Source organism: Stenotrophomonas sp. STEN054 (assembly GCF_056854535.1).
In genome coordinates this window covers 104,747-128,312 of record NZ_JBXFWG010000003.1, presented here as the reverse complement: position 1 = coordinate 128,312, position 23,566 = coordinate 104,747, and the positions used below count along the sequence as shown (strand labels likewise).

Below are 23,566 nucleotides of genomic sequence, written 5' to 3'. Positions count from 1 at the left end.
TTGGTGGGTGCCGACCGTTGGTCGGCACGGGGTCGGATATCGATGTCTGACAGATGTGTAGACCGACGGTCGACTCCTGCCAACAGCCGCAGTTGCCAGTAGCTCCACGCCATGCGTGGATGGGGGTCAGAGCCCGTGGGGAACCGGATCCGACCCGGCTTCGGCGCCCAGCCGCCACGCGAGGCCACCCAGGCGGCTGGCATGCCGCTTGAGCGCGGCCACCAGCACTTCTTCGCTGCCGGCCACATGCAGGCGCTGGCGGGCGCGGGTGAGGCCGGTGTAGACCAGTTCGCGCGACAGCACGCGGCTGTCCTGCCGCGGCAGCTGCAGCCACACTTCATCGAACTCCGAGCCCTGTGCCTTGTGCACGGTCATCGCGAACGCGCTTTCGTGCGCGGGCAGTGCGGCCGGGTGGAAGGCGCGCGGCTGATCGACGCTGTCGCCGGGGAACCAGGCCACCATCGCCCCGCTGGCATCGCGCAGGCAGATGCCGATGTCACCGTTGAACAGGCGATGGCGGTAGCTGTTTTCGGTCACCAGCAGCAGGCGACCCTGGAAGTAGCCGGGCGTGTTGCCGGCCAGCAGCTGTTCGATGCGGCTGTTGAGCCCGCGTGCGCCCTGCGGGCCCTCGCGCAGGGCGGTCAGCACGCGCAGGCGACCGGCCTGCTGCAGCGCGCGGCCGGGGTCTTCGGCCTCGGCCAGCGCGCGCCAGTGCGAAAGCAGGTGCTCGCGCTGGCCACGCAGCGGGTCGGCATCGTCCTCGTGGAAGCTGACCCCGGACAGGCTGCCGCTGCGCAGCAGGGCCAGCGCGGTGCCGCTGTCACCTTCACGCACCGCCTGCGCCAGCGGTGCCAGCTGCAGGGCATCGCTCTGCCGGTAGCCGCGCTGCAGCTGCACGCGACGGCCGGCGAAGGCGCGTGGCGCGGCCTGCGGCTGCAGGGTCGGCGCGGCCAGCAGCCCGTGCAAAGCCTGCGCGTCATCGGCACGGGTGCCGCTGCCATCGCCGCTGGCACGCAGGATGGCGCTGAGCACATCGCCTGCTTCCACCGAGGGCAGCTGATCCGGGTCACCCAGCAGGATCAGCCGCGTGCCGCTGGCGATGGCATCGACCAGCTTGGCCATCAGCGGCAGGTCGATCATCGAGGCCTCGTCCACCACCACCACGTCCACCGGCAACGGGTTGTCGGCGTGATGGCGGAAGCGCGGCGAATCGGGAATGACACCGAGCAGGCGATGCAGGGTGGTGCCGGTGCTCGGCAGCGCCGCGCACAGCGCCGGGTCCAGGCCTTCCTCCTGCAGGCGCTGCACAGCCAGCCGCAGGCTTTCGGCCATGCGCTCGGCGGCGCGCCCGGTCGGTGCGGCCAGCGCGACCTGCGGCACCGGCTCGCCGGCATGCAGGGCCTGCGCGGCCAGCAGCAGCAACAGGCGCGCGATGGTGGTGGTCTTCCCGGTACCGGGGCCGCCGGTGACCAGCGCCAACGGGTGGCGCAGAGTCACGCCGGCGGCACGCGCCTGGTGGTCTTCCTGGGTGGCGGCAACGGGGAACAGGCGCGCGAACAACGGCGCCAGCGCCGCCATGTCCGGCGCCGGCAACGGGTGCCGGCCGATGCGCTGCAGGCCGGCGGCCAGCTGCCGCTCGTATTCGCGGTAACGTCGCAGGTACAGCAGCCCGTTCTCCAGCACCAGCGGTGCCTCATCGGCGGCCGCTTCGGGATCCTCCGGCTGCGCCACCCACGGCGATGCCTGCAGCTGGGCCAGCCACTGCGCCGGCGCGGGCCAGGCCTGGAAGCCTTCCAGCAGGCGCTGCGGCTGTGACGGATCGAAGGCGGCATGCCCCTGTGACACCGCCAGCGATGCCAGCGCGGCGGCAACCGCCACACCATCGGGGGTGTCCTCGCGCAGCCGCCGCAGGCTGGTGGCCAGGGCGTGGTCGAGGGTGCGCAGGTGGCCACCGCGGTACAGCTGCTGCAGCAGGGTGGCACTCATGCGCTGGCTCCAACGGCACGCGCGACCAGGTCGGCATGGGCGGCGTCGCCGCCGGCAAACAGCGCGTCCAGTCCATCCACCAGTTCCGGCGCGAAGCGGTCCACGTGCACGCCGTTGCCATTGCCATCCAGGCCACGGCAGAACAGGTAGCGGATGCCGCCCATGTCGCGCGCGTAGTCGTAACTGCGGCCCAGGCGGAAGCGCAGCCAACGGTGCAGGGCCACGGTGTAGATGAGCGCCTGCAGGTCGTATTCGCTGTGGCGCATGGCGATCTGCAGCAGGTCCGGGCTGTAGCCCGGCAGCCGGTTGGATTTGTAGTCGAGCACGTACCAGCGCCCATAGCGCACGTAGGTGAGGTCGATCTTGCCGGTCATCAGCCCTTCCAGCCGGCGGCGCAGGCCGAAGCCGCGGCGCGCGCTGGAAATGCCGTGGGCGTGCAGCAGCTGCAGCAGCGCGGGCACGGCGGTCGGTTCGATGGCGAAGTGGAACTCGATTTCAGCGCGGCGCTCGCCCTCGCCCAGGCTGTGCAGGGCACCGCCCTCGGGCAGCGCGACCGTTAGCGTATGGCCGACAAGCGGCACCAGCACCGCCACGCCATCGTCCAGGTCCTCGTCGGTATAGCCTTCGTCGTGCAGCGCCTTGCGCAGCAGGTCGGCCTGGCCTTCGGGCGCGGGCTGGTCGGGTCTCCAGCCGCCCCAGGCGGCGAAATCAACGTTCTCCAGCGCCTCGTGCAGGACGTTGCCGAAGCGGCTGCCCATGAAGCGCGGGTCCAGGGGTGCGGCGTCGGCAGCTGCGGGTTCGGGCAGGGCTGGTTCCAGCGGCAGTTCCGCACCCGCCGGTTCGTCGGCGGCCGGTGCCGGCAGTTCGGTGGCCGCCGCTTCGACGTCGTCACCGGCATCGGCATGCGCCAGCTGGGTGAAGCTGTACACCCACCAGTCGTGCGGTACGCGCCGGGTCAGGCTGCGCACGGCCGGCAGTTCGCCGTCCTGTTCAACCGGCAGCTGCGGCAGCCGCAGCACCGGCTCGCTGTCGTCGATGTGCACATCGCTATGTGCGTGCAGCGCCTGCAGGTCGCCCAGCAGCGGCGCAAGGCGGGTCTTGCCGAGCCCGGCGAGATCGCCGATGGCGATCCACAGCGCATGCTCGGCGCGGGTCAGTCCCACGTACAGCAGGCGCGCATCCTCGGCGCGCTGCTCGCGTTCGCGCTGGCCGCTGGCCACTTCCCAGGCCTCGTTCTTGTCCAGCTTCCAGTGCAGCTGGCGCTCGCCGTCCACGTGCACCGTGCAGTGCGCGGCAGTGTTCGGCGCGCCACCGTCGATGCCGACGAACGGCAGGTAGACCAGCGGGTATTCCAGGCCCTTGCTCTTGTGCAGGGTGATGATCTGCACGCGGCGCGCGTCCGATTCCAGACGCAGCAGCTGCTGCTCGTCGTTCTGGTCGGCATTGGCCATCTGCCCCTGCAGCCAGTCCAGCAGGCCATGCATGCCCAGCGCCTGCGCGGAGGCTTCCTGCAGCAGTTCGCCCAGCTGCAGGTAGTTGGTCAGGCGGCGCTCGCCATCGATCAGCGCCAGCAGGCGTTCGCCCTGTGCGGCGCAGACATCGGCCACCACCGCGAACGGGCCACCGCGCTGCCAGCGCTCGCGCCAGTGCAGCAGCTGCGCCTGGAACGCGCGCTGCAGGTCGCCCTCGCGTTCCATGTTGGCGATCGCACTGGCCCGCTGGCCGAGCAGCACCGTCGCCAGCGCCGCACGCAGTCGACCTTCGTCAGCCGGTTGCAGCAGGGCCAGCAGCAGCGCGCGCAGGTCGCGTGCCTCGCTGGTGGAGAACAGGCTCTGCTTGCCCGCCGCCACCGCTGGGATGCCCACCGCCGCCAGCGCGCGCTGCACCAGCGTCGCCTCACGGTGCGAACGCACCAGTACGGCGATATCACCGGGCTGCACCGGGCGGCCGCGCAGGACGGCGGTACCGGCACGCGCATCCAACAGGGTCTGGTGGATGGCGGCGACGCAGGCCTGGGTCGCGGCGGCACGCGAGGCGTCGGCGCTCATCGCCTTTTCGCCTTCGCTGCGCAGCACGCGCAGGGTCAGTGCCGGGGCCGCGGTGCCGTCGCGCAGGTAGTCTTCATCCGTACGCACGCCACCGGGGCGGACCGGCTCGAAGCCGATGCCGGCCTCGAGAAACGCATCATCGCCACCGTTGTCGTACAGCGCCTGCAGCGCGCGCAGCACCGAGGGCCGAGAGCGGAAGTTCTGGTCCAGCGGCGGTGCAGGCCGCGCGGCCTGCTTGGCCTTCAGATAGGTGTGGATGTCACCGCCACGGAAGCCGTAGATCGCCTGCTTCGGGTCGCCGATCAGGAACAGCGCCGGTGGCAGGCCGAGTGCCTGCACCTCCGGCGAATCGCCGAACACGGTGTGGAAGACGCCCCACTGGCGATCGTCGGTGTCCTGGAACTCATCGACCAGGGCGATGCGGTACTGCTGGCGCAGCTTGCGCACCAGCTCCAGCCGCTGCGAACCCTCCAGCGCCTGCGCCACGCCGTCGATCAGATCGTCGTAGGTCTGCACGCGGCGCGTGCGCTTGAGCATGGCCAGCCGCTGCGTGGCTTCTTCGCGCAGGCTGTGCAGGAAGTTCAGCGACGCAGCGCGCAGCCACTGCTCGCGCTGGGCCAGCAGCGCCACGTAGCGCTCCAGCGGTGCCTGCAGCGGCGAGGATGGCGTGCGGTCGACAAACTTCTTGTTGGTCTTTGCTACCAGCGCATCGGCCAGCAGCGCCGGCAGGCGGTCGCTGCTCAGCAGCTCGCCGGTATCGTCGCGCGCGGCCCAGGCCAGCAGCTGCCGACCCAGCGGGTGCAGCCAGCCCAGCTTGTAGGAAACGCCGTTGATCCATTTGTTGTCGACCGCCTCGCACAGATCGAGGAAGAACTGCTCACCGTGCTCGCGCACGGCCATCGCCAGGTCCGCCGCGGCGGCCTGCAGCGCCGGGCGCGGATCCTCCACCGCCACTGGCTGCGGGCGTGGGTACAGCGGCGGCGAGGCCAGCAGCGCGCGCAGGTCCGAGGCCAGCGCATCGGGGTTCGACCACAGCCAGAGCAATGGCTCCAGCGTGGCCGGGTCGTTGGCATGCACGCGCCACAGGTCGGCGGCCAGTTCCTCCAGCAGCTCGCGGTCGCTGGCCAGCAGTTCCGGCGGATCGAAGGTGTGCCCGCTCTCCAGCGCATGTTCGCGCAGCACGCGGGTGCAGAAGCCGTGGATGGTGAAGATCGAGGCCAGGTCGATCTCGTCGGCGGCCACCTGCAGGCGGCGCTTCAGCGCTGCAGCGCTCTCGCCACCTTCGTCGAGGTGGCGCTGCAGCACCTGCCGGGTCAGCAGCGCATCGGGCGCCTCGTCGTCGGCCGGCGGCAGGTCGACCAGGCGCGCAGCCAGGGCCAGGCGCTCGCGGATGCGCTTGCGCAGCTCCTGGGTGGCGGCATCGGTGAAGGTCACCGCGAGGATCTGGCCGATGCGCAGGCCCTGTTCCACCACCAGGCGGGTGAACAGCGTGGCCAGGGTGAAGGTCTTGCCGGTACCGGCGCTGGCTTCGATCAGGCCGATGCCCTGCAGCGGCAACAGCAGGTAGGGATCCACGGGGGTGCTCATGCGTCGGCCTCCTTGCCGGTGCCACCCGGGCCACGCCCGTCACGCACCGCGCCGAATACCACCTGGCTGTTGCGCAGCAGGTCGGCGTAACTGTCGTCATCGGCGAAGGGATCGGCGCCGCGCAGCAGCAGCTGCCAGGCATCGCTGTTGGCTTCGCCCCAGCTGCGGTCGCTGCCGTGCCACTGCTTCCAGCCTTCGCTGCGTTGTTTTTCCACCGGTGCGGTGAACAGCACCCAGCCGGTATACGGCGCGAAGCGCAGCGGCTCGCGCAGACCGCGCTGGCGCAGCTGCAGCAGCGCGCGCAGGGCACTGCGTGCGGCCGCCGCGCCTGGTGCAGGCTGGATGTGCGGGCCGGGGCCGGCATCACCCGCATCGTGGAACTGCACCAGCGGCAGCGTATCGCCGGCCGCGTTGGCCAGCAGCCAGTCCAGGCCTTGGCGGATCACCGCGTTGCCGTTGAGCGTGCCGGCGCGCAGGCGCACCAGGCCTTCAGGATGGCGGTCGGCGACGCGGCCGTGCAGGCGCACGCCGTCGATCTCGACTTCGTAGCGGCGGCTTTCCAGCAGCTGCCCCTGCATCCAGCCCAGCATCGCGCTGGCGTAGGGACGGGTGTTGAGCCGTTCGGCTTCGAACTGGCGCTCGCCCAGCGCACCCGACGGCAGCAGGCCGCGCGCACGCAGGCGCGGATACAGCGGCTCGACATCACCACTGATCGTGGCGCGCACCACGGCGGCCTGCACGCTGCGTTTTTCCGGCCCGCGCGAGGACAGCACCAGTGGCTCCAGGTCGTCCACCTCCTCGACATCGTCGGCCAGGCGAAGGCCCAGTGCCTGGGCCAGGAATTGCCCGGCCGGATCACACAGGAAACGGCGCAGGGTATCCAGGGCGACTTCGGTTTCCACCGCATCGTCCACGGGCGGCGGCAGCGCGGCGTCGAACCATGGCTGCAGCCCGCCGCGCTGGCCGGCCATGCGCCCGGCGGCCGGGTGCCACTGGCGGCGGTAGCTGAAGCGGCGCGGATCGCCCTCGCCGAAGGCGGCGGGCGAGAACGGCTGCAGCGCGTGGCGCACGGTGAACGCACGTTTGGCCGCGTCCGGCGCCTGGTGGTACTCGGCAGCGGCGTCGATCAACTCGCTGACCAGCACCGAGGGCTCACGCACGCTGCCATCGCGCGGGTCGGCGCCGAGGTAGCTCAGGTAGAACACGTCCTGCGCGGCGGCGAACAGCTGCAGGAACAGGAAGCGGTCATCCTCGCGGGTGGAGCGGTCGCCCGGGCGCCGGCGCGGCGTGTCCAGCTCGGCGGTCAGCTGGTTCAGGCCGGCGGCCGGGTCGCGGCGCGGGAAGTCACCATCATTCAGGCCCAGCACGCAGATCACCCGGAACGGCAGCAGGCGCATCGGCACCATGCGGCCGAAGCTGATGCCGCCGGTCAGCAGCGGCGCACGCGTATCGGCCTCGGACAGCGCGCCGGCGAAATGCGCACGCACCACCTCCGGCGGTACGCCGTCCTCGAAGCCGGCCTTGCGGGCGTCGTCGGCGAACTGGTTGAGCAGCTTGCGCAGGCGCTCCAGCGCGCGCTGGCTGTTGGGCGAACTGGGTGCTTCCGGCAGCAGCGCATCCAGCAGGGACAGCAGGCGCTGCCGCCACTGCGCCGGAGTCAGGGTCTCGCCGAGGCGCCGCTGGTACAGCGCCAGCACGCGCAGCAGGCGCAGCAGCCGGTCCAGCGCGTCCAGCGCGCCGCCTTCCAGCTCGATCCACGGTGCCACGCCGGCCAAATCGACATCGCTGCCGGTGGCGTGGCCCAGCAGCAGGCGGTCCAGCGCGAACTGCCAGGTGTAGGCGTCGTCGCGCGGTGCCTGCAGCTGGCCGCGATGATTGGCATCGATGCCCCAGCGCGCACCGGCCTGCTGCAGCCAGCCATGCAGGCGGTCGAAGTCCACCGCCTCCAGCCCGGCCGCCTCGGCCAGCGGCGCGCTGGCCAGCAGATCGAGGATCTCGTTCAGACCGAACCGCGATACCGGCAGCGACAGCAGGTGCACGAACACATCGGCCAGCGGCTCGCCCGCCAGCGGGCTGCTGTCGGCCAGCGCGTAGGGGATGTGTTCCTCGTCGCCGCCACGGCCGCCGAACACGGCTTCCAGGTACGGCACATAGGGATCGATGTCCGGTGCCAGCACCGCGATCTCGCGGGCCTGCAGCGGAGGGTCGAAGCGCGGGTCCTGCAGCAGGCTGCGCAGCTGGTCGTGCAGCACCTGCAGTTCGCGCAGGCGGGTGTGGCAGGCATGCACCTGCAGGCTGGGGTCATCGCTGCGCGGCTCCTCGCGCAGTTCGCCCGAGGGCAGCGCGCGGCGGTGGAACAGGTCGCGCTGCAGGCGGTGCAGCAGGCTGTCGGCCAGCCCGCCCTCGGCCAGGGTCGGGCGGGTGTCGTCTTCGGGATCCGAGTACGCGGCGATTTCACCGGCCGGGTGCACCACTTCGTAACTGCCCAGCACGGCCATGAAGTCGCGGCCGGCCGCACCCCAGGCTTCCAGCAGGCGGTTCTCGCCGGCGGCTTCGCCAAAGGGATCGGGTGCGCCGCTGCGCAGGCGCTCGGCCAGGGTCTGCAGGTCGCCCCAGTACGACTGCACCGGGGTCGGCATATAGAAGTGCAGCTCGCCGACCCGCGCCTGGGTGGCCATCACCCGCAGCACGTCGGGCGAGATGTTCAGCGTGGCGAACGCCGACAGGCGTGGCGGCAGGCCGTTTGGTTTTGGCTTGTCCGGGCCTTCGAAACGGTCGAGGTACTCCTGGATGCGGCGCGCGCGGTAACCACGGCCCTTGGCGATGGCCCGCCACAGGATCGCCTGCGGGTCGGCCGGGTCGGCGCCGGCATCCCAGCGCAGCAGCCAGTCGCGACGCCAGGCCTGGTATTTCTCGAACACCGACGCCAGTTCACCGGCCAGCGCCCACGGCTTCAGGGCGTCACCCCCGGCGAGATAGGCCTGCAGCGCACGCATCGGTGGCTGCGCCAGCAGCGCGGGGTCGCGCAGCGCCTGGTACAGCTTCCAGTGCAGGCCGGCGGCGTCCAGGTCGTCGGTTTCGCCATCGACGTTGGCGTTGAGCGCCCGTGCGACGAACTCACCCGGGGTGAGGAACTCGAGGTTGGCGGCGACCCCGTACTCGGCCGCCAGTGTCGCCTGCAGCCAGCGACGCATCGCCACCTGCGGGATCAGCACCACCTCGGGCGCCAGCAGCGGCTGCCCCGGCACCGGAGTGCGCACGTTGCGGGCCAGCAGGGCGGCCAGCACGTCCAACGAGTTGGAGTGATAGAGGCGGAAGTCGCTGAACGGGTCGGTCATCGTGCACAGTGTGCAGGACGCCCGGCAGTATTCAATGGTGACGCACGTCACTGGGGCGCGCAGCGAGCGCTGCGATGGATTGTTCCGGCGCCGCCGGACATTGTCCCGGCCTGCCGGTGGCCGCGACGTGCCACAATACTGGACCGTCCAGTCTGCTTATGTTCAGCCGGCTGACCCCACCCTTCGATGTCTAAAAAACGTTAATGGTGCCCATGTCGGCTTCCGCCTCCAGTCTGGTGCAGTTGTCCAACGTCCGCATCGACCGGAGCGGACGCACGATCCTGCGTGACGTTTCCCTGCAGGTTCCGCGGGGCAGCATCACCGCCGTGCTGGGCCCGTCCGGCAGCGGCAAGTCGACCCTGCTGGCCGCGCTGACCGGCGAACTGCGGCCGGTTGCCGGCGAGGTCACCCTGTTCGGCAAGCCGATCCCGCATGACAGCGGCGCGCTGCTGGAGATGCGCAAGAGCGTGGGCGTGCTGCTGCAGGGCAATGGCCTGCTGACCGACCTGACCGTGGCCGAGAACGTCGCCCTGCCCCTGCGCACCCATACCCGCCTGCCGGCGGCAGTGCTGCGCTGCCTGGTGCAGATGAAGCTGCACGCGGTGGGCCTGCTGGCCGCCGCCGATGCCTGGCCGCGCGAGCTGTCCGGCGGCATGGCGCGCCGCGTGGCACTGGCCCGCGCGTTGGCCCTGGACCCGCCGCTGATGATCTACGACGAGCCGCTGACCGGGCTGGACCCGATCGCCTCGGGGGTCATCATGAGCCTGATCCAGCGCCTCAACCACAGCCTGGGCCTGACCAGCATCATCGTCAGCCACCACGTGCACGAGACCCTGCCGATCTGCGACCAGGTGATCGCCATTGCCAATGGCGGCATCGTGTTCCAGGGCACGCCCGAAGCGCTGCAGTCCAGCCAGGACCCGCTGCTGCGGCAGTTCCTGCACGGCCAGCCCGATGGCCCCATTCCGTTTGATGCCGCGCCGCGCGCGAGGGTTGCCTGATGCCGTTCGTGCAAGCCACCCGTTCGCTGGGCCGCGCCGGCCTGTTCTCGCTGACCGTGCTGCGCGGTTCGCTGCCCACGCGTGATTTCCTCGCCGAGCTGACCCGCGAGATCTACAAGATCGGTGCGCGCTCGCTGCCGATCATCGCCGTCGGCGGTGCCTTCGTCGGCCTGGTGCTGACCCTGCAGGGGTATCGCACGCTGACCACCTTCGGTGCGGCCGACGCACTGTCGACCCTGCTCGGCCTGTCGCTGTACCGCGAACTGGCGCCGGTGCTGACCGCGCTGCTGTTCATCGGTCGCGCCGGCAGCTCGATCGCCGCCGAACTGGGCCTGATGCGTGCCACCGACCAGATCAAGGCGCTGGAGCTGATGGCCATCGACCCGGTGGCCAAGGCCGTGGCCCCGCGCTTCTGGGCGGCGGTGCTGACCGTACCGCTGCTGACCGGCATCTTCTGTTCGCTGGCCATCAGTGCCAGCTACTTCGAAGCGGTGCATGTGCTGGGCCTGGACAATGGCGTGTTCTGGTCGGCGCTGCGCAACAGCGTGGACTTCTGGGATGACTTCGGCGTGGCGATGCTGAAGTCGGCGATCTTCGGCGGCACCGCCGCGCTGGTCGCGTCCTACGTCGGTTTCCACGCCGAGCCGACCATCGAAGGTACTTCGGTGGCCACCACCCGTGCGGTGGTCAACGCCTCGCTGCTGGTGCTGATGTTCAACTTCGTGCTGTCGGCAATGTTGTTCACCTAACCCCTCCTCCGGCGGTGCGCAGGGCGCGCGGCCACCACGACTCGATCAGGTAATCCACATGGCCATACGCGGTCCCAGACTCGAATTCTCCGTCGGCGCATTCCTGCTGCTGGCCCTGGCATCGCTGATGGTGCTGGCCGTGGCCTCGACCAACCAGCGCTGGAGCTGGGGCGGCCAGGGCTACGAGCTGAAGGCGCGCTTCTCCCAGGTCGGCCAGCTGCGCAAGCAGGCGCCGGTGAAGATCGGCGGCGTCACCGTCGGCCAGGTCGCCTCGATCGAACTGGACCCGGTGAAGTTCGAATCGATCGTGACCCTGCGCATGGACAGCAAGGTCAAGGACCTGCCGGCCGACACCTCCGCCGGCATCTTCACCAGCGGTTTGCTCGGCGAGAGCTATATCGGTCTGCAGCCCGGTGGTGATCCGGAAGTACTGAAGCCCGGTGAGGAGATCGTCTTCACCCAGCCAGCAGTAGACCTGCTGCAGCTGGTCGGCAAGTACATGTTCAGTGGCAGCGCCGGTGGCGCTGGCCAGAAACCCAACGATGGCGAGCAGTCGCCTGCAACGGAACCGCAACCATGAAGATGAAACTGATCCCGGCCCTGCTGGCCTCGTCGCTGCTGCTGGCTTCCCCGTTCCTGGCCCAGGCGCAGTCCACCGCCCCCGCCGTGACCGCCCCGCAGGGCCAGGCCGGGAAGGTCGTCATCGACGCCAGCAGCCGCATCCTGTCGACCCTGCAGCAGCGCCGCGCTGAGTTCACCGGCAACCCGGCCAGCCTGCGCAGCTACATCGACAGCGAACTGACCCGCACCTTCGACCGCGACTATGCCGCGCGCCTGGTGCTGGGCACGCACGCCCGCGGCGCCTCCGACGCCGACATCAAGCTGTTCGCCGATGCGATGGCCGACAGCCTGATGCAGCGCTACGGCTCGACCCTGCTGAACATCCAGGGCAAGCCGAGCTTCCGCCTGAAGGGCGAGAGCCCGCTGCCGGGCAATCGCGGCGTGCGCGTGGCCACCGAACTGGTGCGTGCCGGCAACGAGCCGACCCCGGTCGAGTACTGGATGCGCAACGTCAACGGCCAGTGGAAGATCTTCGACGTCAACATCGAAGGCATCTCCTACGTGCAGACCTTCCGCAACCAGTTCGATGCGCCGCTGCGCCAGAAGGGCATCAAGCAGGTAGCCAACGACCTGCGCAGCGGCAGCATGCAGGCCGGACCGGCCGGCAATGGCAAATAAGCCGCTGGCGCTGCTGGAAGGCGACACCCTGCGCCTGCGTGGGGTGCTCGACCGTGCCGCGGTGATCGCCCTGTGGCCGCAGCTGCAGGCGTTGCCGGCAAAGCTGGCACGGCTGGAACTGGGCGAGGTCGAGCGCGTGGACAGCGCCGGCCTGGCGCTGCTGGCCGAACTGGCCGCGCGTGCCCGCACCCAGGGCCACCCGCTGTCGATTTCCGGCACTCCGGCCGGTTTCAACGAACTGAGCGCAGCCTACCGGCTGTCGCCCGATCTGGATTTCAATGCACCTTCTGCTGCGAGCTGACATGAACGTCGTACGCGCGTTTCCCCTGATGATCCTGGCTCTGGCGCTCAGCGCCTGTGCCGGCAAGCCCGCGCGCAGCGATGCGCCGGTGGCCGACACCGTGGTTCCGGCCAGCGCACCGGCCGATGCACCTGCTGCCGATGCCGGCACGGTTGACGCGGCACCGGCGGCCGCCATGGACGACGCGACGGCCTCGCCGCCGCCGGCCACGAATGCCGGAACCGATGCCGGAACCGATGCCGCCACGGCCGCGGCCGCCGCTGCGCCCGGTGGCGACGACGATTTCGACGCGCTGTACGGCAACGCCGGCACCGCTGCCACCACCGCCGCCTACGACCCGTGGGAGCCACTGAACCGCCGCGTGCACCGCTTCAACGTGGGCGTGGACAACGTGATCGCACGTCCGCTGGCCACCGCCTATACCCACGTGGTGCCGCGCTTCGCGCGTACCGGCGTGAGCAACTTCTTCAGCAACATCCGTTCGCCGGTCACCATCGTCAACCAGCTGCTGCAGGGCCGCCCGGATGATGCGTGGGATACCTTCGGCCGCTTCCTGATGAACTCGACGCTGGGCATCGGTGGCCTGTTCGATCCGGCCAGCAAGGCGATGGTGCCCAACCGCCGCGAGGACTTCGGGCAGACCCTGGGTGCCTGGGGCTGGCGCCGTTCGCGTTACGTGGAACTGCCGTTCTTCGGCCCGCGTACCGTGCGCGATGTGTTTGGGCTGGCCGGTGACATGCCGCTGTCGCCGATCCGCACGATCGAAGAGGACAAGGTCCGCATCGGCCTGCAGGGCCTGCAGCTGGTCGATACCCGCGCGCAGCTGATGGCGGTCGACGACCTGCGCAGCTCGGCGGTGGATGAGTACGCGCTGGTGCGCGATGCGTGGCTGCAGCGCCGCAACTACCAGATCGAGAACGACCTGCGCGGCAAGCGCGAGCGTGGCAGCGAGGATGAGAATTCGCCGATCCCGGTGGACGCCATGCCGATGCCGAACTGGACCAACTGATCGCGTTGGTCCGCGCATGAAAAACCCCGCCTTGGCGGGGTTTTTTTGTGCGTGGCTCGGGGTCGGATCTCTTTCCCGTGGGAAAGGGGCCCGACTCCATGCGATCAGGCGGCTAGTGCGGCGTCGATCGCCTCGCGCAGGCGCGCGTCATCGGCGGCCACGTCCGGGGCAAAGCGTGCGACCACCTTGCCATCGCGGCCGACCAGGAACTTCTCGAAGTTCCACAGCACCGCCGGTGCAGCGTGGATCGGGATCTCCTTGCTGGCCAGGCGCTCGCGCAGCGGGCCTTCGCCGATCGCCTGCGGCTGGGCAGCGGTCAGCTGCTGGTACAGCGGGTGGGTGTCTTCACCGGCCACGCTGATCTTGGCGAACATCGGGAAGGTCACGTCGTAGGTCAGCTGGCAGAACTGCTGGATTTCCGCCTCGCTGCCCGGCTCCTGGCCGAGGAAGTTGTTGGCCGGGAAACCCAGCACTTCCAGGCCCTGTGCCTGCTTTTCCGCGTACAGCGCCTGCAGGCCTTCGTACTGCGGGGTCAGGCCGCACTTGGAAGCGACGTTCACCAACAGCAGGACCTTGCCCTGGTAGTCGCCCAGGGTGGACGGCTGGCCGTCGATGGTGGTGAGGGAAATATCCTGGATCGGGGTGCTCACGCGGGGCTCCGGCTATGCCGTGGAAAGGTCCACCAGCATAGCGCTGCACGTATGCGTCGCGGGCGTTCAATCGACGCAGATGGTGCCCTGTGCCTTGCCGTCTTCGATGCGCTGGCGGCAGCCGAAGTTCTGGCTGGCATCACGCTGGCAGGTGCCGCTCGCCACCACGCCTGCTTCGGTTTCAGCGGTGGCCAGGCACTGGCCGCTGCAGTCGCGCTTGCCGCTGCAGGTCTTGCCCGCATCGGCATAGGGAATCACGCACTGCACGCGCTGCAGGCGGCCCAGCGGCTGCAGGGTGCCGCCGGCTGCACTGCAATCGACGTCACGCGCTTCCTGATAGGCGGCAGTCGCTTCCGGGATCTCGGGCGTGACCACTTGGACCGTCGTATCGGCAGCCGGCGGCGTGCTGCTGCAGGCCGACAACACGGCAGCCAGGGCCAGGCTGGCAAGGAAGCGAAGGCGCATGGTCGGACCTGCAGGCGGTGATCGAGGCCGCCAGCATACGCATTGCGTGGTGCAGGTGGTGTGTCAGCGCGCTCAGGTCTCTTCGCCGTCCTCCGGAGCGGTCAGCTGCTGCATCGGATCCGGGGTCAGCTCTGGCGGCAGCGCGCGCTTGGCCTTGCTGCCCAGTTCGGCAAGCCGGCGCGCACGGCTGATGGCCGACTGCGGCGAGTCGATCAGACGGTTGCGAGCATCCGCGTACGCCTTGCCGGCATCATCCAGCTTCTTTCCCATGGCACTGAAGTCCTGCAGGAAGCCGGTCAAAGCGTCCAGCACCAACCCGCCTGCCTCACTGATCTTCAGTGCCTGCTTCTGCACCTTGTCACGCGTCCACAGCCGCTCGGCCACGCGCAGCAGGGCCATCAACGTATTGGGCGAAGCGAACACCACGCGGTTGTCGAAGGCGTAGGCCTGCAGGCTGCCGTCGGCGCCAAGTGCAGCAGACAATGCACCTTCGATGGGAACGAAGGCGATGGTGATGTCCAGCGTCTCGGTGCCAAGTGCTTTGGGGTAGTTCTTTTCGCCGAGATCCTTGACGTGCTGGCGCAGCGCGACCGCATGGCGGCGCAACGCATCTTCGGATGCCTCCGGCGTGGCGGCGTTCATCGCCTCCTGCCAGGCGATCAGATTGACCTTGCTGTCGATCACCACGCTGCGTTCGTCTGGGAACTGCACGACCACGTCCGGACGCAGGCGTGCGCCGTCATCGTCCACGGCATGCTTCTGCCGCTGGTAGTGCACGCCCTCTTCCAGGCCTGACCCACGCAGCACGTTGTCGAGCATCAGTTCGCCCCAATCGCCGCGGACCTTGGCACTGCCCTTCAGGGCGTTGGTCAATGCGGACGCCTGCGCGGCCATGTCCTGGTTCAGCGTCTTCAGTTCGCCCACGGCGCCGAGCAGGCTGGCCCGCTGGCGGGCTTCTTCGCCATACAGGGTATCTACCCGGGTACGGAAATCGCCCAGCTTGTCGGCGAACGGCTTGAGCAGGCCTTCGATATCCGCGCGCGACTGCACCGTGGCCTGGCGCACGTTCTTCTCGAACTGCTGTCCACGCTCCTCGAACACCTTGCCGGCCAGTTCAGCAAAAGCGCCCGAGAGCTTCTCCTTGGCTGTCTCAAGATAGCTGCGCAGCTCCGTGCTGGCCTGTTCCGAATGCTGCAGGTTGGCCAGGGCACGCGCGTGTTCACCGTGCAGCTGCTGATAGCGCTGCTGTGCCTGCTGCAGTTCCGCGCCCGCTTCGGACAGGGCCTTGCGTGCCTGGGCCAGGGCCCCTTCGCGTTCTGCCAGAAGCGCCTCACGGCTGGCTGACACGGCGGCTTCGCGTGCGACCTGCGTGGTCAGTGTGGTGACCGCCTCGGCGTGCTGCTGGCCACGCGCGCGCTCGCCTTCCAGTTCCCCGGTAAGCGCGTCGAGGCGGCCGCGCAGCTGGCCAGCATCGATCAGGGCCAGCCGGTGCTGTTCGCGTTCGTTGGCCAGCTGCTGGTGCAGGTCGCTGGAGGACGCGTCGCCTGCGCCGCGGCGCAACAGAATGACCAGCGCCACCAGCGTCGCCAGCAGCAGGACCACGGCCAGGATCATGAGAAGTTCGATGTTCATGCCACCAGTGTAGGCTGGCCCCGTCTCAAACGCTGCGTCTGACGATGCTCGAACTGTACGGAAAGCCGACCTCGATCAACGTGCGCAAGGTGCTGTGGCTGTGCGCCGGGCTGGACCTGGCGGTGCAGCACCACGCCGCCCCCGATGCGGGCCTGCTGCGCGGACTGAACCCGAACGCACAGGTGCCGGTGCTGCGCGAGGGCGACTTCGTGCTGTGGGAATCCAACAGCATCTGCCGCTACCTGGCCACGCGCGCCGGGCGCGATGACCTGCTGCCAGTCGAGCCGCAGGCGCGGGCGCGGGTGGAGCAGTGGATGGACTGGCAGGCGACCGATCTGAACACGGCATGGCGCCACGTGTTCATGGCGCGCGTGCGCGGGCATGCCGATTACCCGGACGATGCGCGGGCGGAGGCGAGCCTGGCGCAGTGGAGCCGGCTGATGGCGATGCTGGATGCGCAGCTCGCGCGCCACGCGCATGTGGCCGGCGATGACTTCACTCTGGCGGACATCGTGCTGGGGCTGTCGGCGCAGCGCTGGCGCAGCACGCCGGGCGGGAAGCCGGTGCTGGCGAATGTCGACGCGTGGTTCGAGCGGCTGCGGCGGCAGCCGGGGTTTGCGGCGCACGTCGACAACGGGGTTGCCTGAGGGGTGGGTCTTTTTGCAGGGCTTGCAGCCCTGCACCTGCTCAATGCAACGGCAACTGCAAAAGCAAAAGCTGGGTATCCGTGGGTTGGCGGGGTAGGTCCGGTCGAGGGGGACGCCGTGAATCCGTCCATGGAGGCTCGGTCGCCGCATCCATGCGGCTCACGCCCCCTCAACCGGACCCACCCCGCCTTCGACAGTGTCCTGCGGTCTGTTGGCAAGGAGTATTGCTCTGGTAGGTGTCGACCTTGGTCGACACACGAGCGAAGCGACCGGCTTCTGCTCTTCTTTTTTCTTTTCCGTGGTGGGCGACCGGGAAACTGTCAGGGGCCGGGCGGGGTGGGTTGCGCAGGACCGTTGGCGCCATGGATGGCGCCATCGAGCCCCCATGGACGGGTTTACGGCGTGTCCTGCGCAATCCACCTCGCCCGGCCCGCTCCGCGGCATTCAATCGACGCAGCCCGCCACGAGGGGCTCAGCCGTTGGCCTGGATCCTTACCAGCCTTCCAGCACGATCTTGCCTTTCGCGCGATTGCTCTCCACCAGCGCATGCGCGCGCCGCAGGTTGGCGGCATTGATGCGCCCGAAGTGCTCGCCGAGCGTGGTCTGCAGCACGCCAGCGTCGATCAGCTCGGCCACGCGGTCCAGCAGGTCGTGCTGGCGCTGCATGTCGGCGGTCTTGAACAGCGGGCGGGTGAACATCAGTTCCCAGTGCAGCGACAGCGCCTTGCGCTTCAGCGCCATCACGTCCAGCTGGCCGGGGTCGTCGATCAGGCCCAGCTGGCCCTGCGGCGCCAATACCTCCACGATCTGCGCGTAGTGCTGGTCGGTGTGGGTCAGGCTGGCCACGTGCTCGACCTGCGGGATGCCCAGCCGGGCCAGGCCTTCGGCCAGGGGCAGGCTGTGGTCGATCACGTGGTGCGCGCCCATCGCATAGACCCAGTCCTGGGTGTCCGGCCGCGAGGCGGTGCCGATCACGGTCAACTTGGTCAGCGTGCGTGCCAGCTGCACCAGGATCGAGCCGACGCCGCCGGCCGCACCGATCACCAGCAGGGTCTGGCCCTCACCACCGCCCTCGGCGATGCGCAGGCGGTCGAACAGCAGTTCCCAGGCGGTGATCGCGGTCAGCGGCAGGGCCGCCGCGGCGGCATCGTCGAGGCTGGCCGGCTTGCGGCCGACGCTGCGCTCGTCCACCAGCTGGTACTCGGCATTGCTGCCTGGCCGATCGATCACGCCAGCGTAGTAGACCGCGTCGCCGGGCTGGAACAGGGTCACTTCGCTGCCCACCGCATCGACCACGCCCACCGCATCCCAGCCCAGTACGCGCGGGCCCTCGGTGGCGGCGTTGCGGCGGACCTTGGTATCCACCGGGTTCACCGCCACGGCGCGCACCGCCACCCGCAGGTCGCGGGGGCCCGGCTGCGGCAGGTCCAGGTCGATGTCGATCAGGGCCTGCGGGTCATCGATCGGCAGGCCGGCGTGGGTGTAGGCAATGGCGCGCATGGCAGCGGTCCAGGGGGAAAGGAATCCACAGCGTGCGCCGCGCGTGGCTCCCCGAAAAGGCGCAGAATCGGTCAGCACTTTCACTCCGGCAATGAAAATGATCCGTTTCGACGATCTGCAGCTGTTCGTCCGCACCGCGGCGCTGGGCAGCTTTTCGCAGGCCGCACGCGAGGCCGACCTGCTGCCCGGCCAGGTGGCCGCCGCGGTGGCGCGGCTGGAACGCGAGCTGGACCTGCGCCTGTTCGTGCGCACCACCCGCAGCCTGCGCCTGACCGGCGAGGGCGCGCTGTACCTGCCCTACGCGCAGGAGGTTCTGGCAACCCTGCGCGAGGGCCAGGCCCGCGTGCAGGGCGAGGACGCCGACCTGCACGGCACCCTGCAGCTGTCGGCGCCGTCGGATTTCGGCCGCAACCTGCTGCTGCCGTGGCTGGCCACGTTCCGCGCCGCGCACCCGCGGCTGCGGCTGCACCTGCGCCTGTCCGACGAGGTGGCCGACGTGTTCCGCGACCCGGTGGACGTGGCGATCCGCCTGGGCCACTTCGACGATGCCAGCTACGTGGCCCTGCCGCTGCTGGAGGGCAACCGCCGCGTGCTGGCGGCGTCGCCCGCTTACCTGCGGCGGCGCGGCGTGCCGGCGCGGCTGGAGGACCTGCGCGAGCACGACTGCCTGGCCTACCAGCTGGGCGGACGCACCCACGACCGCTGGGCGTTCGAGGTCGAGGGACGGCGCGTGGTGGTGCCGGTGCGCGGCCCGCTGGTCTGCGACGATGCCGACGTGGTGCGGCGCTGGGCCGTGGCCGGCGAAGGCATCACCTACAAATCCTGGCTGGACCTGCGCGAGGACGTGCAGGCCGGGCGCCTGCGGGTGCTGCTGGACGGCATCGGCAGCCACATTCCCCTGCAGCTGGTGTGCCCGCACCGCAAGCAGTTCTCGCCGGCGGTGCGGCAGCTGCACGCGCAGCTGCGCGATCACCTGCAACCGCTGCTGTCCGGCCTGCCCGGTGGCGAGGGCGGCCCCCTGTCGCCGGCCGCGGCGGTGGCCGACAATGGCGCCCCCCCGCAACAACAATGAGCCATGCCATGCCGTGGATGGGCATCCAGGACCTGTGGACGTTCCTGCTCGCCGTGCTGGTGTTCCTCGCCCTGCCCGGGCCCGGCACCTTCACCCTGCTTACCGCCACCGGCCGCGGCGGCGTGCGCGGCGGCTACACCGCGCTGGCCGGCCTGCTGGTCGGTGACCAGATCCTGATGTGGCTTGCGCTGGCCGGCGTGGCCGCGCTGCTGAAGGCCAACCCGCTGGTCTTCCACGCCGTGCAGTACCTCGGCGCGGCCTACCTGGTGTGGGTGGGCATCAGCCTGCTGCGCACGCCGAAGACCGAGGGCGGCGATGCCGGCCCGATCCGCATGCAGCCCGGCCGCTACTTCCAGCAGGCGATCCTGGTCAGCCTGCTCAACCCGAAGGCGATCCTGTTCTACATGGCCTTCCTGCCGCTGTTCATTGATCCGAAGGCGCACCACGGCATCGCCACCTTCGCGGCGCTGGCCGGCATCATCTTCGTGGTCAGCGTGGCGTACTGCTCGCTGCTGATCGGCGCGGGCAACCTGGCCCGTCGCCATCTCATCCAGCATCCGCGCATCAGCACCGTGCTGCGTCGCGTGGCCGGCCTGTTCCTGGTCGGCTTCGGCATCCGCCTGGGGTTGAATGGATGATCCGGCGGGTAGAGTCGAGCTTGCTCGACTGATGCAAATAGCAGTCGAGCATGGCTCGACTCTCCAAAGGCGGCGGAGCAGTCGAGCAAGCTCGAGCCTACCGGTCGTGCAGTTCCGCGCGCAGGTGGTCGATGAACACCCGCAGCTTGGGCGCCATCTGTTCGCGCGCCGGGTAGTACAGGTGGAAACCGGGAAACGGCGGCTGCCAGTCCTGCAGCACGCTCTGCAGTCGCCCGGCAGCAATGTCATCAGCCATCAGCGAGGCGAAGCCCTGGGCCATGCCCAGCCCTGCAAGCACGGCGCGATGGGCGACGCCGGCATCGTTGAACACCAGCCGCCCGCTCACTTCCACGTCCAGCTCGTGGCCCTCGCGGCTGAACTCCCAGGGCATCAGCCGGCCGTTGGCCAGGCGGTGCACGATGCAGGCGTGGCCCTGCAGGTCATGCGGGGTCTGCGGCACGCCATGGCGTTCGAAGTAAGCCGGCGTCGCCACCACCACCTGCCGCTCGGGCGGCCCGACCGGCACCGCGATCATCCCTTGGGCCAGTGATTCGCCCAGGCGGATGCCGGCGTCGAAGCCCTCGCCCACCAGATCGGTCAGTGCCGGGTCGACGCACAGTTCCACCTGCACCTGCGGGTAACGCGCCAGGAAATCGGGCAGCCGCGGCAGCACCATGCGGTCGGCGACGATGCGTGGCAGGGTCACCCGCAGTCGCCCGGCCGGCACCGAGCGCGCGCTGTCCAGTTCGGCGAAGGCCTGGTCGATCTGGTCGAGGCCGCCTCGCACCCGCTGCAGGAAACGCGCGCCGTGTTCGGTCAGGCCCACCCGCCGCGTGGTCCGCTGCAGCAGGCGCACGCCCATCCGTGCTTCCAGCGCGCGCACGCTCTGCGACAGCGCCGAGGTCGACACGCCCAGCGCATCGGCGGCGCGGGTGAAGCTGGCATGCTCTGCCACGTGGACGAAGGCGACCACGGCCGTCAGCGGGACGGAGGCATCCATTGTGAAGACAGCCTTCAAGGTGAGTCAGGTTGTACGTAGTTTATCCACATGATCGACAGGAGGAAGCTATGCCCCACGCCGCCGCCCATCCGGGCGAGGTGCTTCCCCCAAGGAGATCCGCATGAAGACCCGTACCCTCGGCCCTGCCGGCCCTACCGTGTCCGCCCTCGGCTTGGGCTGCATGGGCATGAGCGCCTATTACGGCGGCCGCAGCAGTGAGGAGGACGCTGTTGCCGTCATCCAGCACGCGCTGGACCGTGGCCTGACCCTGCTCGACACCGCCGATGTGTATGGCCCGCACACCAACGAAGTGCTGGTCGGCCGCGCGATCGCCGGCCGCCGCAACCAGGTGTTCCTGGCCAGCAAGTTCGGCATCGGCCTGGGGCCTTCCGACCCGCAGGCGCCGCAGGTCAACGGCCACCCGGATTATGTGCAGGCCGCCTGCGAGGCCAGCCTGCGCCGCCTGGGCGTGGACCACATCGACCTGTACTACCAGCACCGCGTCGACCCGACCGTGCCGATCGAGGACACCGTGGGTGCGATGGCGCGCCTGGTGGAACAGGGCAAGGTGCGCTGGCTGGGCCTGTCCGAGGCCTCGGCGGCCACCCTGCGCCGGGCGCATGCGGTGCACCCGATCACTGCCGTGCAGAGCGAGTATTCACTGTGGTCGCGCGAACCGGAACAGAACGGGGTGCTGGCCACCACGGCGGAACTGGGCATCGGCTTCGTGCCGTATTCGCCGTTGGGCCGTGGCTTCCTGACCGGTGCCATCCGCAGCCCGGATGATTTCGAGGCCGACGATTACCGGCGTTCCTCGCCGCGCTTCGAGGGCGCGAACTTCCAGCGCAACCTGGCGCTGGTGGACACTGTGCAGGCACTGGCCGCCAAGCGCGGCATTGCCGCCTCGCAGCTGGCCCTGGCCTGGGTACTATCGCGTGGCGAGCACATCGTGCCGATTCCGGGCACGACGCGGCAGGCACGACTGGACGAGAACCTCGGTGCACTGCGGGTCGAACTGGACGCCGCCACGCTGGACGCGCTGGATGCGGCCTTCCCGCTGCATGCCGCGGTCGGCGAGCGCTATTCAGTCAGTGGCATGGCCAACATCGACTCGTAGCCGCCGGATTGTGCCGATTCCGGCAGCCTGGTCGGGGCGCAGCGGGCGCCCCGACGGGTATGACCCTCGCCAGTGGTAATGCTGCGCTGCGTTCGGTCACACTCGGGAACTTGTCGTTCCAAGTCATCCCCTTCCGAGGCCTGCATGTCCCTGCTCCGGCGCAAGTCGCTAGATTCCGTCACTGTCCATGAAGCCGGTCGGCGCCTGGTGCCGACCCTCAGCTGGCCGCACCTGATCGCCCTGGGCATCGGTGCCATAGTCGGCACCGGCATCTACACGCTCATCGGCGTCGGCGCCAACCTGGCCGGTCCTGCAGTGCTGATCTCCTTCGCCATCGCCGGTGCGGTCTGCGCCTGCGCGGCGCTGTCCTATGCCGAGCTGTCGACGATGATGCCGGCCGCCGGTAGCGCCTACACCTACAGCTACAGCGCGCTGGGCGAGGTGTTCGCCTGGGTGGTGGGCTGGAGCCTGATCCTCGAATACTCGCTGGTGGTCAGTACGGTGGCCGTCGGCTGGTCCGGCTACTTCGTCGGCTTCCTCGAATGGGCGCATACGCAGTTCGGCTGGAATATCACCCTGCCGGCCGCACTCGCTGCGGGCCCGCATGTCGCCGGTGGCTTCATCAACCTGCCGGCGATCGTCATCACCTGGCTGGTCGCGCTGATGCTGATGGCCGGCACCAAGGAAAGCGCCACGCTCAACGCCATCCTGGTGGTGTTCAAGCTGATCGCGCTGGCGATCTTCGTGGCCATCGCCTTGCCCGCCTTCGACAGCGCCAACCTGCAGCCGTTCATGCCGTACGGGTTTGCCAAGTCGATGGGCCCCGATGGCGTCGAGCATGGCGTGATGGCGGCCGCGGCGATCATCTTCTTCGCCTTCTACGGCTTCGATGCGATCTCCACCGCGGCCGAAGAAACCAAGAACCCGGGCCGTGACCTGTCCATCGGCATCATCGGTTCGATGATCGGCTGCACCATCGTCTACGTGCTGGTGGCGCTGGCCGCCGTGGGTGCGATGAGCTACGCGGTGTTCGGCCACAGCGCTGAACCGCTCGCCCTGATCATGCGCCAGCTCGGCCACCCGACCGCTGCCATGGTGATCGGCGTGATCGCGATCATCGCCCTGCCGACCGTGCTGCTTGCCTTCCTGTACGGGCAGAGCCGCATCTTCTTCGTGATGAGCCGCGACGGCCTGCTGCCGCGTGGCCTGTCCAAGGTCAACGCACGCACCGGCACGCCGGTGGCGACCACGCTGTTCACCGCCGTGGTGGTGTCGGCGCTGGCCGGCGTGGCGCGCCTGGACGAAATCGCGGCATTGGCCAACGCCGGTACCCTGGCCGCGTTCACCGCCGTGGGCATCTGCCTGGTGGTGCTGCGCCTGCGCGAACCGGACCGTGCACGTACTTTCCGCACGCCGCTGGCCTTCGTGGTCGGGCCGCTGGCCGCGCTGGGCTGCATCTATCTGTTCATCAGCCTGCCGCATCGCACCCAGCTGTACTTCCTGGTGTGGAACGTGGTTGGCCTGGTGCTGTACTTCCTGTACAGCCGCCGCAATGCGTTGATCGCGAAGTAAACGGATCACCGGTAG

19 protein-coding genes are annotated in these 23,566 nt (G+C 69.4%); 11 read left to right on the top strand and 8 right to left on the bottom strand.

Going from position 1 to position 23,566, the window contains the following annotated elements; translation table 11 throughout:
* Positions 1-126: 126 nt before the first annotated feature.
* The 3 genes from recD to recC are packed head-to-tail and all read right to left on the bottom strand — an operon-like array spanning position 127 to position 8,959.
* Positions 127-1,986, bottom strand: coding sequence for an exodeoxyribonuclease V subunit alpha (recD, locus tag AC1VXD_RS02190; protein ID WP_482990628.1), 1,860 nt, complete (start codon positions 1,984-1,986; stop codon positions 127-129).
* Positions 1,983-5,621, bottom strand: coding sequence for an exodeoxyribonuclease V subunit beta (recB, locus tag AC1VXD_RS02185; protein ID WP_482990627.1), 3,639 nt, complete (start codon positions 5,619-5,621; stop codon positions 1,983-1,985). Before recB ends, recD begins: the two co-directional genes overlap by 4 nt.
* A complete protein-coding gene (recC, locus tag AC1VXD_RS02180; protein ID WP_482990626.1) occupies positions 5,618-8,959 on the bottom strand; it encodes an exodeoxyribonuclease V subunit gamma in 3,342 nt (1,113 codons plus the stop codon). Before recC ends, recB begins: the two co-directional genes overlap by 4 nt.
* A 212-nt stretch (positions 8,960-9,171) precedes the next feature.
* On the opposite strand from recC, the gene AC1VXD_RS02175 reads away from it, so the two are divergent.
* Genes AC1VXD_RS02175 through AC1VXD_RS02150 form a run of 6 tightly spaced genes read left to right on the top strand, consistent with a single transcriptional unit; the run spans position 9,172 to position 13,258 of the window.
* Positions 9,172-9,960 carry an ABC transporter ATP-binding protein gene (locus tag AC1VXD_RS02175; protein ID WP_482990625.1) on the top strand — a complete coding sequence of 263 codons (789 nt, stop codon included), beginning with the start codon at positions 9,172-9,174 and terminating at the stop codon, positions 9,958-9,960.
* Positions 9,960-10,709: an MlaE family lipid ABC transporter permease subunit gene (locus tag AC1VXD_RS02170; protein WP_079224408.1), complete on the top strand. Its 750-nt coding sequence runs from the start codon at positions 9,960-9,962 to the stop codon at positions 10,707-10,709. Before AC1VXD_RS02175 ends, AC1VXD_RS02170 begins: the two co-directional genes overlap by 1 nt.
* 58 nt (positions 10,710-10,767) lie before the next feature.
* The gene (gene mlaD / locus AC1VXD_RS02165) at positions 10,768-11,289 is read left to right on the top strand and encodes an outer membrane lipid asymmetry maintenance protein MlaD (RefSeq protein ID WP_079224410.1); all 522 of its coding nucleotides are present in this window, start codon (positions 10,768-10,770) and stop codon (positions 11,287-11,289) included.
* Positions 11,286-11,948, top strand: a complete 663-nt coding sequence (locus AC1VXD_RS02160) for an MlaC/ttg2D family ABC transporter substrate-binding protein (protein WP_482990624.1) — start codon at positions 11,286-11,288, stop codon at positions 11,946-11,948. The genes mlaD and AC1VXD_RS02160 overlap by 4 nt, the downstream gene beginning before the upstream one ends.
* Positions 11,938-12,249, top strand: a complete 312-nt coding sequence (locus tag AC1VXD_RS02155; protein WP_313148152.1) for an STAS domain-containing protein — start codon at positions 11,938-11,940, stop codon at positions 12,247-12,249. Before AC1VXD_RS02160 ends, AC1VXD_RS02155 begins: the two co-directional genes overlap by 11 nt.
* Before the next feature lies 1 nt (position 12,250).
* Positions 12,251-13,258, top strand: a complete 1,008-nt coding sequence (locus AC1VXD_RS02150; RefSeq protein ID WP_482990623.1) for an MlaA family lipoprotein — start codon at positions 12,251-12,253, stop codon at positions 13,256-13,258.
* A gap of 104 nt (positions 13,259-13,362) precedes the next feature.
* Here AC1VXD_RS02150 and AC1VXD_RS02145 read toward each other — a convergent pair whose 3' ends face one another.
* The 3 genes from AC1VXD_RS02145 to AC1VXD_RS02135 form a co-directional block, all read right to left on the bottom strand.
* The gene (locus tag AC1VXD_RS02145; RefSeq protein ID WP_482990622.1) at positions 13,363-13,908 is read right to left on the bottom strand and encodes a glutathione peroxidase; all 546 of its coding nucleotides are present in this window, start codon (positions 13,906-13,908) and stop codon (positions 13,363-13,365) included.
* 66 nt (positions 13,909-13,974) lie between these two features.
* Positions 13,975-14,373, bottom strand: coding sequence for a hypothetical protein (locus tag AC1VXD_RS02140; protein WP_482990621.1), 399 nt, complete (start codon positions 14,371-14,373; stop codon positions 13,975-13,977).
* Between the two features lie 72 nt (positions 14,374-14,445).
* Positions 14,446-16,005, bottom strand: coding sequence for a DNA recombination protein RmuC (locus AC1VXD_RS02135; protein ID WP_482990620.1), 1,560 nt, complete (start codon positions 16,003-16,005; stop codon positions 14,446-14,448).
* A 44-nt stretch (positions 16,006-16,049) separates the two neighbouring features.
* Here AC1VXD_RS02135 and AC1VXD_RS02130 point away from each other — a divergent pair, with 44 nt between their 5' ends.
* Positions 16,050-16,652, top strand: coding sequence for a glutathione S-transferase family protein (locus AC1VXD_RS02130; protein ID WP_482990619.1), 603 nt, complete (start codon positions 16,050-16,052; stop codon positions 16,650-16,652).
* Between the two features lie 492 nt (positions 16,653-17,144).
* Here AC1VXD_RS02130 and AC1VXD_RS02125 read toward each other — a convergent pair whose 3' ends face one another.
* Positions 17,145-18,152: a zinc-binding alcohol dehydrogenase family protein gene (locus AC1VXD_RS02125; protein ID WP_482990618.1), complete on the bottom strand. Its 1,008-nt coding sequence runs from the start codon at positions 18,150-18,152 to the stop codon at positions 17,145-17,147.
* Positions 18,153-18,243: 91 nt separating this feature from the next.
* Between AC1VXD_RS02125 and AC1VXD_RS02120 the strand changes: the two genes are divergently transcribed.
* Positions 18,244-19,224, top strand: a complete 981-nt coding sequence (locus AC1VXD_RS02120) for a LysR family transcriptional regulator (RefSeq protein ID WP_482990617.1) — start codon at positions 18,244-18,246, stop codon at positions 19,222-19,224.
* A gap of 8 nt (positions 19,225-19,232) precedes the next feature.
* On the top strand, positions 19,233-19,862 hold the full coding sequence (gene leuE, locus AC1VXD_RS02115) for a leucine efflux protein LeuE (protein WP_482990642.1): 630 nt from the start codon (positions 19,233-19,235) through the stop codon (positions 19,860-19,862).
* A gap of 97 nt (positions 19,863-19,959) precedes the next feature.
* On the opposite strand, the gene AC1VXD_RS02110 is transcribed toward leuE, so the two are convergent.
* Positions 19,960-20,862, bottom strand: coding sequence for a LysR family transcriptional regulator (locus AC1VXD_RS02110; RefSeq protein WP_482990616.1), 903 nt, complete (start codon positions 20,860-20,862; stop codon positions 19,960-19,962).
* Between the two features lie 121 nt (positions 20,863-20,983).
* Between AC1VXD_RS02110 and AC1VXD_RS02105 the strand changes: the two genes are divergently transcribed.
* On the top strand, positions 20,984-21,979 hold the full coding sequence (locus tag AC1VXD_RS02105) for an aldo/keto reductase (protein ID WP_482990615.1): 996 nt from the start codon (positions 20,984-20,986) through the stop codon (positions 21,977-21,979).
* A 144-nt stretch (positions 21,980-22,123) separates the two neighbouring features.
* Positions 22,124-23,551, top strand: coding sequence for an amino acid permease (locus tag AC1VXD_RS02100; protein WP_482990614.1), 1,428 nt, complete (start codon positions 22,124-22,126; stop codon positions 23,549-23,551).
* Positions 23,552-23,566 lie beyond the last annotated feature (15 nt).